General features: G+C 69.5%; 7 protein-coding genes. 1 reads left to right on the forward strand and 6 read right to left on the reverse strand.

Going from position 1 to position 10,190, the window contains the following annotated elements; translation table 11 throughout:
- Positions 1-68 precede the first annotated feature (68 nt).
- Genes V6U86_RS13540 through V6U86_RS13560 form a run of 5 tightly spaced genes read right to left on the reverse strand, consistent with a single transcriptional unit; the run spans position 69 to position 5,969 of the window.
- Positions 69-416 (reverse strand): SRPBCC family protein, encoded by a 348-nt coding sequence (locus tag V6U86_RS13540; RefSeq protein WP_334502746.1) that lies wholly within the window; start codon positions 414-416, stop codon positions 69-71.
- Complete coding sequence (locus tag V6U86_RS13545) at positions 413-1,966, reverse strand: aldehyde dehydrogenase family protein (RefSeq protein WP_334502749.1); 1,554 nt, start codon at positions 1,964-1,966, stop codon at positions 413-415. The genes V6U86_RS13540 and V6U86_RS13545 overlap by 4 nt, the downstream gene beginning before the upstream one ends.
- Positions 1,963-3,114: an acyl-CoA dehydrogenase family protein gene (locus tag V6U86_RS13550; RefSeq protein WP_334502751.1), complete on the reverse strand. Its 1,152-nt coding sequence runs from the start codon at positions 3,112-3,114 to the stop codon at positions 1,963-1,965. The genes V6U86_RS13545 and V6U86_RS13550 overlap by 4 nt, the downstream gene beginning before the upstream one ends.
- On the reverse strand, positions 3,114-4,754 hold the full coding sequence (locus tag V6U86_RS13555) for an AMP-binding protein (RefSeq protein WP_334502753.1): 1,641 nt from the start codon (positions 4,752-4,754) through the stop codon (positions 3,114-3,116). The genes V6U86_RS13550 and V6U86_RS13555 overlap by 1 nt, the downstream gene beginning before the upstream one ends.
- Before the next feature lie 15 nt (positions 4,755-4,769).
- Positions 4,770-5,969, reverse strand: coding sequence for a glycosyltransferase (locus tag V6U86_RS13560; RefSeq protein ID WP_334502755.1), 1,200 nt, complete (start codon positions 5,967-5,969; stop codon positions 4,770-4,772).
- A gap of 255 nt (positions 5,970-6,224) precedes the next feature.
- Here V6U86_RS13560 and V6U86_RS13565 point away from each other — a divergent pair, with 255 nt between their 5' ends.
- Positions 6,225-8,843, forward strand: coding sequence for a helix-turn-helix transcriptional regulator (locus tag V6U86_RS13565; RefSeq protein WP_334502757.1), 2,619 nt, complete (start codon positions 6,225-6,227; stop codon positions 8,841-8,843).
- Between the two features lie 103 nt (positions 8,844-8,946).
- Here the strand turns inward: V6U86_RS13565 and V6U86_RS13570 are convergent, their stop codons facing one another.
- Positions 8,947-10,188 (reverse strand): sulfate adenylyltransferase subunit 1, encoded by a 1,242-nt coding sequence (locus V6U86_RS13570; protein ID WP_334502759.1) that lies wholly within the window; start codon positions 10,186-10,188, stop codon positions 8,947-8,949.
- Positions 10,189-10,190 lie beyond the last annotated feature (2 nt).

Raw genomic sequence — 10,190 nt, forward strand, 5'->3', positions numbered from 1 at the left:
ACGACAAAGGTGGTCCCTCGAATCAGAAGACGATTCGAGGGACCACCTTCATGCTGTGCGAGAAGCGCCTAGAAACCAGCCACTGCCGTCCGGACAGCCCTCGCCAACACCCGCTCGACCAACGGATCGAGAATCCGGTCGTATATCGGCACCCCGACGTCGTACGTCAACTCGACCAGCACCTCGCACCCCTGCGGCGTGGGCGTCGCCCGCCAGACGCCGGACAGGCTCCGAAAATCACCCACGGTCTGGGTAAACGAGACGCGACGCTCGCTCGGTGCGGGTTCACACCGCTGCCGCCAGTTGATTGACCTACCCCGGAACGGCACAGTCCACTCATCTTCGAACTGCCTGATCCGATCGAACGCGGCGTCCGCCGACAGCGCGGATCGGGCTGCTACCTGAATCGTCCTCATGAGTTGCTCCTCAGTGAGACCGCCTGCAGATGCGTCGTCCGGATCATCATGTAGCTGGCTTCGCCGAAGACCCCGCCGGTAAGGCCGGTGCCGCCGTGGGAAGGCAGGTAAGGAAAGAAGCCGGAGTGCGATTCGTCGTTCACCTTGACGACGCCGCCGTTGGTCACCGCAGCCACGAAGCGATCCACTACCGCTTCATCCTCCGACCAGAACGAGTTACGGAGGCCGTAGGCGTTGGTGTTGACGAAGTCGAGCACGTCCTCGAGCAGCGCGTCGTCGCTGCGGCCCGACTCGGGAACCACCACCGGCAGCAGCGGGAAGAAGGTCTCCGCGCGTACCACCGCCAGCTCGCGGCTGCGCGCCAGGCCGTCGATACGGACCACTGTCGGTTCCACGAAGTAGCCGGTGTCGGACGGTGACCCGTCCACCTCCAGCTGGCGTCCGCCGCACACCAACTGGGCTCCCTCGGCCAGCGCCTCGTCGAGCACCGCGAAGAAGCTCTCCTGGGCCAGGACCGGAGTGAGCTCCACGCCCTCGTCGTCGGGGTAGCCGGGTCGGATCTGCCCGGCGGCGATCCGGAGCCGATCGAGCAGCTCATCGGCGATCGCGGGATGCGCCACGACCTGGTTGGGGACGTTGCAGATCTGCCCGGAGGCGTTGAACGCCTCGGTCAGCGCGCGGACCGCCACGTCGAGATCAGCATCCCGCCAGACCACGGCGCAGTCGTTGCCGGCCAGCTCCAGGATGGGCTTCTTGCCTGCGGCGATGCACTCACTCTGGAAGATCAACCCCTTGTCGCTGCCCCCGAAGTAGATGATGTCGTTGACGTGCGGGCTGGCCAGCCAGTCGGCGAGCATCGGTGGTCCGCACACGACATTGACGGTGCCCGGTGGCGCACCCACCTCGTCGAGGGCGGGTGCGATGATCTCCCGGATCGCGTACATCACGCCGAGCGGAAGACTGCGCGGCGCCCGGATCACGACGGTGTTGCCGGAGAGCAGGGCGGCCGCGCCGTAGATGGCGTTGGAGTGCGGCGCGTTCTGCGGCGGCGCCACGCAGACGACCCCGTCCGGACGGCGGCGCAGGACGATTCGCCTGCCGTCGTGCGCGAACTCGCGGTGCAGCAGTTCGCCGCACCAGGAGAGGGTCTGCTCGCTGAAGATGTGCAGCAACCCGTCGATTTCGGCGTACGACGGGGTGCGCGGCCGACCCTCGGCGACCATGAGCTCCACGAACTCGTCGCGGGTCGCGACGAGCCGCCGGCGGATCGCCTCGCCCAGGCGCAGCCGGGTACGCAGGGGCGTTCTGCCCCACTCCGGCTGGGCGGCGGCGGCCGCGGCCAGCGCCTGCTGGACAGTCTGCGGGTCGGCCAACGCGCACCGTCCGACAATGCGCGGGTCGTCCTCGTCGGCGAGCTCACCGGCCTCCAGCCGCCGCTTCAGGCTCAGCGCACCGAAGGTGTCCTCCAGCGCCGCGCGTGCCGAGATGCCGTAGACGTACCGGTCGGAATCGACGTCCTTGCCGGCCACATAAGACGGGAAGGTTCTCATGGCGCGTACTCCCGCCCGAGCAGTTCCCGTGCCACCACCAGTTTGGTGGCGTTGGCGGTGCCGTCGGCGAGCTGAGTGCCGATCAGGTCGCGTAGCCGTTGCGCGATCGGCTGCTCCTCGCTGTAGCCGAAGTGACCGAGCGTCAGCAGCGCCTGGTGCGCCGCCTCGACGGCCGCCTTCGGCGCCCACCACTTCGCCATGTTCGCCGCCAGGCGGTGCTCCAGCCCGGCGTCGTTGCGCCACAGCGCCTCGTACGCGAGGAGCCGGGCCGCATGCAGATAGGTGGCGCACTCCGCGAGCGGAAAGGCGACACCCTGGAAGTGGCCGAGCGGCTGTTCGAACGCCCGCCGATGCTGAGCGTGCGAGATCGCGTCGTCCAGCGCGGCCTGTGCCGCGCTGACGGCCATGAGCGCGATGAGCGCCCGTGAGTAGTCGAAGCCGCGCATGCCCTGGGCGAAGCCGAGCCCGGTGTCGCCGACCACGTCCGACACCCGGACCGGCAGGCCGTCGAAGACCAGGGTCGATCGGCCGCCGGACCGGCTGCCGAGGTCACGCAGGGGTGAGCGCATCACGTACTGGTCGTCGAGCCGGGCGTAGAAGGCGGTGACTCCGCGGGCACGTGGCGCGTCGCTGGTGCGAGCGAAGATCATCCCGTGGGTGGCGTACGCGCCCAGCATGATCGAGGTCTTCTCGCCGATGAGCCGCCAGTCGTGCGGCCCGTTCGGCTCGGCTCGAAGCTTGACGGCGGCGGCGTCGGTCCCGTGGCTGGGCTCGGTCATGCAGAACGCCACCACCGCCTCCCCGCGAGCGATCGCCGGCAGCCAGCGCGCGCGTTGCTCGGCGGTCCCGTTGGCGGTGATGATGCCGGCCACCAGGGCGGCGTTCAGCACCGGATAGCAAGCGGTGAGATCGCCCCGGGCCAGTTCCTCCAGGGCGACGCCGGTGCTGACCGCATCCAACCCCAGCCCGCCGTACTCGACCGGGACCCGCAGCGAGAACAGGCCCTCGGCGGCCAACTCGGGCAGCAGATCGGCACGGAACTGTCCCTGCCGGTCGCTGTCTTGATAGAACGGCACGATTCGCTTTTCGGTGAAGGTACGCACCCGATCGGCCAGCGCGCGTTGCTCAGCAGTAAGAGAGAATTCCATCACGTAGCCTTCAATCGTTCCCGCAGAACAAACTTCTGGACCTTTCCCGACGGCGTTTTCGGCAGCTCGTCAACGGCGCTGATCCGCTCCGGCCAATACGGCTTGGCCATGCCCAGCTTGGTGAGATGGGCACGCAATTCGTCGAGCGAGGGCGGCTCGCCGTCCGGCACGATCACCGCGCAGGCCCGTTCGCCGAGCCGCGCGTCCGGATATCCGACGACGGCCGCCTCCCGGATCGCCGGGTGGCGCAGCAGCGCCGCCTCCACCTCGACCACAGGCACCTTCTCGGCTCCCCGGACGATGACGTCCTTCACGCGGCCGACCACGCGCACGCCGCCGTACCCGTCGTCGCGCGCGAGATCGCCGGTGTCGAACCACCCGTCGGGCGTCAGCGACTGGCGGTACAGGTCCGGGCGGCGGTAATAGCCCAGGCACTGGTTGTCGCCCCGTACCTGGAGCCGCCCGACGGCACCCTTGTCGACCGGTTCGCCGGACTTCTCGTCGACGATGCGGATCTCCATGCCGGGTACCGCTGTGCCGTCGCTCTCCGCCGCCCGCATCGGCGGGTCTTCCGGGCGGGTGACCGTGACACAGCCGTTCTCCGTCATGCCCCAGACGGCGTAGACGCGGCAGCCGAGGACCTCCTGCGCCTCCTCGACGAGGATCGGTGGCACCGGCGCGCTTCCCGTGCCGAACGCCGTGAGGGCGTCGACGTCCCGCCCACTGCGCCGCTGCTCGTGGATCAGGTCACTGAGAAACGTCGGCGCGCCGTAGAAGAACGTCACCCGCTCCGCCTCGAAGATGCGCAGCATCAACGCCGGATCCCACGAGTCCAGTTGCACTGCGGTCGCGCCCAGCAACAGGGGCATGACGAAGTTCCAGGTGTATCCACCTTGAAGGGTGGTGGGCGAACCCATCGCCGTCACCTCGTCACCGGTCAGCCCCAGCACCTCGATCTGCCGCCGGTTGATGGCGTAGAGCGTCCGGTGGCTGTGCATGACGCCCTTCGGCTCACCTGTGGTGCCGGAGGTGAACATGACCTGGGCAAGGTCGTCGGGGCCGGCTTCGCGGCCGTCCAACTCACCGCGAGGCACCTCGTCCTCCCAGGCCCGATCGAGCAGGTCGGCCTCGAAGTCGAGCGCGCCCGGAGTGCTCGGCTTGCCGAGGAGGATGCGATGGCCGAGGGAGGGCACCGCAGCGGCCACCTCTGCGCTCATCTCGTCGTACGAGAAGCCCCGGTAGGACGTCGCCCCCACGTACACCGGGCTCTTCGTGAGCCGGGTCATGAATTCCAGCTCCCGCCGGCGCATGATCGGCGCCACCGGCCCGGCGACGGCGCCGATCCGCGCGCAGGCGAGAGCGAGCGCGACAAGCTGCCACGAGTTGGGCAGTTGCAGGGTCACCACCTCACCCCGCCGGACGCCGAGGCTCGCCAACCCTGCCGCCAGCCGCTCGACCGTCGCAGCCAACTGGGCGTAGGTCAGCCGCTCGGTCGCCCGGCCGTCGGCGTGCCAGCAGATCACCGCCGACCGCTGCGGATGCCGGGCCACGGCCTCCCGGAGATGGTCGAGCATGGTCTTGTCGTCGTGCGGCCCGGCGGGTTGGAGTCGCCGGACCGCCGTACTTGTCTCTGTGGTCACGCCGTCCTCCGAACGTTAGACGTTGGCCGGGGTGAACTGGTCGAGCTGCCCGATCGGCCGGGTCGGCTGCCAACTCCCGGGCACGAGGTGCGCGTTGATCAGCTTGCCGTCGCCGCGAAGCTCGGAGTAGGACGGGTGCCGCATGTGCAGCAGCGGCTCGTCGTAGGCGTCGTACGCCGCGTCGAACCCGAAGCGGTAGTTGAACTCGATGTCCTCGCCGCCCCAGCCCTGGAAGCGCTCGTCCATGCCACCGGTCCGGTAGTACAGCTCGGCGCGGGCGAAGAAGCACAGCCCTGGCCCACGGCGCAGCGTGAAGGCGCGCAGACGCTTCGGGTCGGGCGCTGCGGCGCCGCCGTGCAACCGCTCGCGGATCGCCCGCCAGGTGGCGGGGTAGTCCATCGCCACCATGTCCCGGTACGGCAGGTGCCCCATCGTGCCGGGTTCGCGCATGCGCTCGACGTTGCGGGCCAGGAAGTCACGGTCGGCCAGCACGTCGGCGTCCATGTGGCAGATGATCTCGGTGTTTCCGGGCGTGTTCGCGACGCCGACGTTCATCGCCCAGGACTTGTTGAACACGCCGCTCTTGGGGGCGAAGATGTAGTTGTCGGCGAATCGGCTGATTATGTCGCGCCAGCGGGACTGCTCGTCGCTCTCCACGACCGTCACCTGATACTGCTCGCGCGGCAACGACTGGTCACGCAGCGAGCGCAGGCACGCCAGGAGGTTGCGCAGCCGTTCGCCGCCGCCCTCCAACCGGCTGTGGAACGGGATCACCACGAGGACCTCCGGGGCCGCGCCCTCGGGCAGCCGCGGCCCCGGGTCGAACGCGGCCATCTCCTCCACGGTCACCGGAATGGAATCACTTGTGTAGTCCTCGTTCAGCACGTGACCGAGGCGCGAGTTGCACTCCGCCCGCCAGCCGAGGTGCATGAGGTTGTCGACTGCGGCGTCGCGGCCGTGCCGCTCCACCAGCGCCGCGTGCAGCGCCCAGTACCGCCGGTGATCCGTCGGGTCGGCCAGCAGGCTCTCACCCAACGTACGGATCGTCTCGGCGTCACACGTCCGTACCGCGTCAACGACCTTGTCCCGCCAGGGCCGGGAGATCTCCCAGTAGTAGAGACCCGAGGCGGGCGCGTCGGGGTCGGCCGCGACGACGAGGTTGTCAGCGACGGCCTTCGCCAGTACGGCAGGATCGGTCGGCTTCAGATACGACATTATCGCCCCAATTCACGAGAGCTGATTCTGGTCGGGATTGCCGGCAGTGGCGACGATACTGTGAACCCGTTGCGGGAAAGGCTTGGTCGTGACTACCGGGTTATCCCGGCGAAGTACTCAACCGGTCCGGCTCTCGATACACAGGGCGCGCGTCGGATACTCAGGACCGCGCCGGGTTCGCGCAACGGCGATAGGCCGACTCGAGCAATGGTTTGACGAAAGCCGATCGATAGCAACTAATAAGACAGTGGGCCGGTGGAATCCACCGACGTAACGATCAGGGACCGCCTCCGAGACGTTTTCGCTGGCCGACACTCAGAGCTGCGGCGCATCTGCGCAGCGACCGACCGGCGCGGTTCCGCCGGCATTGCGCTGATCGGCGCGGAAGGCGTGGGCAAGAGCCGGCTGCAGACCGAGATCGCCCATCGGGCGGATCCTGCGCGGCACCACGTCATCCGGGCCGTCACCACCGTGGCAACCGCCAACGTTCCGTTCGGCGCCCTCGCCGAACACCTGCCGTCCGGGCTGCTCCGCGCACCGTTCACGGGCGACGCGCTCCGGGCCGGGGCCGAGGCGTTGCTCAAGCCCGCCGGCAAGCGCCGCCTGACGCTCGTCGTGGACGACGCTCCCCTGCTGGACGAGGCGTCCGCCGCGTTGGCGGTTCAGCTCGCCCGGCGAGGCGAACTCTTCCTCTTCGCCGCGGTGCGTCCCGACCGGCGACTGCCGCGCCCGATCGCGGACCTGTGGACCGATGGGCTGGCCGAGTGGATCGAGGTTGGTCCGCTCAGCCGCTGCGACGTCCACCAGATCCTCGAGGAGGCGCTCTGCGGTCAGGTGGAAGGCGCTCTGGTCCAGCGGTTCTGGGAGGCCACCGCGGGCAACGCATTGCTGGTGCGCGAGCTGCTGACCGCGCAGTTGGAGACGAACCGGCTGGTAGCCGAAGACGGCATGTGGACGCTACGCGGCCCGTTCGCCATCCCGTCCTGGCTCACCGGGCTGATCGACGAACGGCTCGCTACGGTGTCGCCGGAATGCCGCTCCGCCATGGAGCTGCTCGCCGTCACCGAGCCGATCTGCCCGGCCGTGCTCGGCGAGCTCGTGTCCGCCGACGTGCTCGAATCAGCGGAAGCGCACGGTCTCATCAAGATCGAACGCAGCGGTGGCCGAGACCTCACACGCCTGGCGTACCCGATATATGGAGACGTCCTGCGCGCGGTCACGCCACGGCTGCGCGCGCGGCGCTGGCTCAGTCAGTGCGCCAGCCTCATCGAGGCGACCAGCCACGATGAGGCCGACCTCGCGCGTGCCGTGCGGTGGCAGCTGGCCTCCGGCCAGCGGCCGTCGGCGGAGAACACGGCGATCGCCGCCCGGGTCGCGAGTGCCGGTTTGGACTTCGAGCTCGCCGGGCAGCTCGCCCGGCGCGAGCTGGCCGCCGGCCGGGGAACGGCGGTGATCGAGCCGCTCGGGTACGGTCTGCTGTTCGCCGGCCGGCCGACGGAGGCCGAATCCACACTGTCCGGTCTCGGTCGGTTGGACTGCGACGTCGACCGCGCCCGAGTTGCCATGGTGCGCGCGTTCAACCTCTACTTCGGCCTCGACCGACAGGCACCCGCCGAGGCGCTGCTGGCCACGGCGGTCGACGAGACGGTCGACCCGGTTGCCCGTCGGCGGCTGGTCGCGCGGCAGGCGCTGCTTCGTGCTTTATCGGACGCGCCGAAGGACGCACTGGAGTTCGCCGCCGACGCGCCGGACGAGCCGGAAGCCCAGGTCGCCGCCGGCCTGGCCATGGTCTTCTCCGGCCGCCCGCACGAGGGGCTCGATCTGCTGGCCGGCAAGTGGCCGGACGAGGCGCCGTGGCTTGCCGTCTTCGCCGACCTCGGCACGGTCCACGGCCTGCTGTGGACCGCGCAGTTCGCCGCAGCGGAGGAGCGGGCCCGCACCGGCTACGAGCGGGCGCTCGCCAACCGGTGGCAGTTCGCGACCCTCGTGTCGTGCCTGCTGCGCGGCCTGGTCGCTCGGATGCGGGGCCAGCTGCGGGACCAGGCGTCCTGGTGCCGTGAGGGCATTTCGATCGCCCGTGAGCAGGGCTCCAACAATGTGCTGTCCGTGCTGCTGGGGCTGCTCGCGCACAGCTACGCGTTGACCGGCGACCCCGATGCGGCGGTCCGCACGTTGGCCGAGGCCGACCGATTGGACGCAGTGTCCCTGCGGCTGCTGACCCCGTGGACGGAACTGGCCCGCGCCTGGGTCATCGGCGCCCGACACGGCGACGCCGCCGCGCACGCGCAGTGGACCGCGCGGTTGGCCCGGGACCGGGGCGCGGCCGGTTTCGAGACGCTTGCCCTGCACGACGCGGCGCGCCTGGGCGCACCGAGGCACGCCGCCGACCGGCTACGGACGCTCGCCGGTCAGTCGGGTCGACTCCTCGGGAAGTCCTACGCCCTGCACGCCCGAGCGATGGCGGAGGGGGACGCTGCGGCGCTCGCGGCGGCCTCCGCCGACTTCGCCGAGATGGGTAGCCCGCTGCTGGCCGCGGAGGCCGCCGCCGAGGAGTCCGAGCGGCACCGTTCAAATGGCCGCCTGGCCATGGCGTCCACAGCTGCCGCCCGCGCCCTCATGTTCATGGGCCATTGCGACGAGATCCCCCGCTCGCCCGCGTTGTCCGCGCTGGCGCCGCCGCGCCTCACGCCCCGGGAGGGCGAGATCGCCGAGCTTGCCGCCGGCGGGCTGTCCAGTCGCGAGATCGCCCGAACCCTCGTGCTGTCGGTGCGGACCGTGGAGAACCACCTGCACCGGGTCTACCGCAAGCTCGGCATCACCAACCGCGGGGAGCTCGGCGCCCTGAGCGTTCTGCTTACCCGGCCGCAGACCTGAGCCCTGTTCCGGTCTGTCGGCCCGGTCACTGCGCGAGCCCGCGGCCATCCCCACCAGGAGTTTCCGGTGGGGATGGCCGCGGGCTCGGACGGTGTGCCGGGCGTCAGTTGATGACGCCGGCACCCACGGTGTGGTTCGTCTCCTCGTCGATGAGGATGAAGGAGCCGGTGAGCCGATTGCGCGAGTACGGGTCACACAACAGCGGCTGGGTCACTCGCAACTCGAGCCGGCTGATCTCGTTGCACCGCAACTCGCTGGCGCTCGGGTCCCGACGCAGTGTGTTGACGTCGAGCCGGTAACGCATTTCCCGGACGACCGCGCGGACGGTCCGGGTGGTGTGCTTGAGCAGCAACCGAGCCGGCGGTCGGAGCGGGCGTTCGCTCATCCACACCACCATGGCGTCGATGTCCTGAGCCACGGCCGGCGCGTTGTGTGGCCGGCAGATCATGTCCCCCCGGGACACATCGAGGTTGTCGGCGAGCCGCAGCACCACAGACATCGGCGGCGTGGCCTCGTCGAGTGGCCCGTCCGGACCGTCGATGGCGGCGACCCGGGTGGTCAGCCCGGAGGGCAGGTGCATGACCTCATCACCGGGGCGCAGCACCCCACCGGCTACCTGACCGGCGTAACCGCGGTAGTCGGGGCACGCGCTGGACTGCGGACGGATCACGTACTGCACCGGAAAGCGGACGTCCACCAGATTGCGGTCCGACGAGATGTGCACGTTCTCCAGGTGATGCAGCAGCGAGGCGCCCTCGTACCAGGGCATCTCGGCCGAGCGACTGACGACATTGTCGCCGTGCAGCGCGCTGATCGGCACGAAGGTGACGTCCCGGGTGGCCATCCTCGTGGTGAACGCCGAGAACTCCGCCCGGACCCGATCGAACACGCCCTGGTCGTACCCGACCAGGTCCATCTTGTTGACGCAGACCACCAGGTGCGGAACGCCCAGCAGACCGAGCAGGAACGTGTGCCGACGGCTCTGCTCGACCATGCCCTTTGTCGCGTCCACCAGGACGATGGCCAGATCCGCCGTCGAGGCGCCGGTCACCATGTTCCGGGTGTACTGGGCGTGGCCGGGAGTGTCGGCGAGGATGAACTTGCGCTTGGGCGTGGCGAAGTAGCCGTACGCCACGTCGATGGTGATGCCCTGCTCACGCTCCGCCCGCAGGCCGTCCATCAGCAGCGCGAGGTTGGTGTACTCGTCGCCGCGCCGACGGCTGACGTCCTCGACCGCCTCTAGCCGATCCGTGAACGTGGACTTGGAGTCGTAGAGCAGCCGTCCGATCAGTGTGCTCTTGCCGTCGTCCACCGACCCGGCGGTGGCGAACCGGAGGATGTCCATGA

The organism is Micromonospora sp. CPCC 205558 (assembly GCF_036902955.1).
GTDB lineage: Bacteria > Actinomycetota > Actinomycetes > Mycobacteriales > Micromonosporaceae > Micromonospora.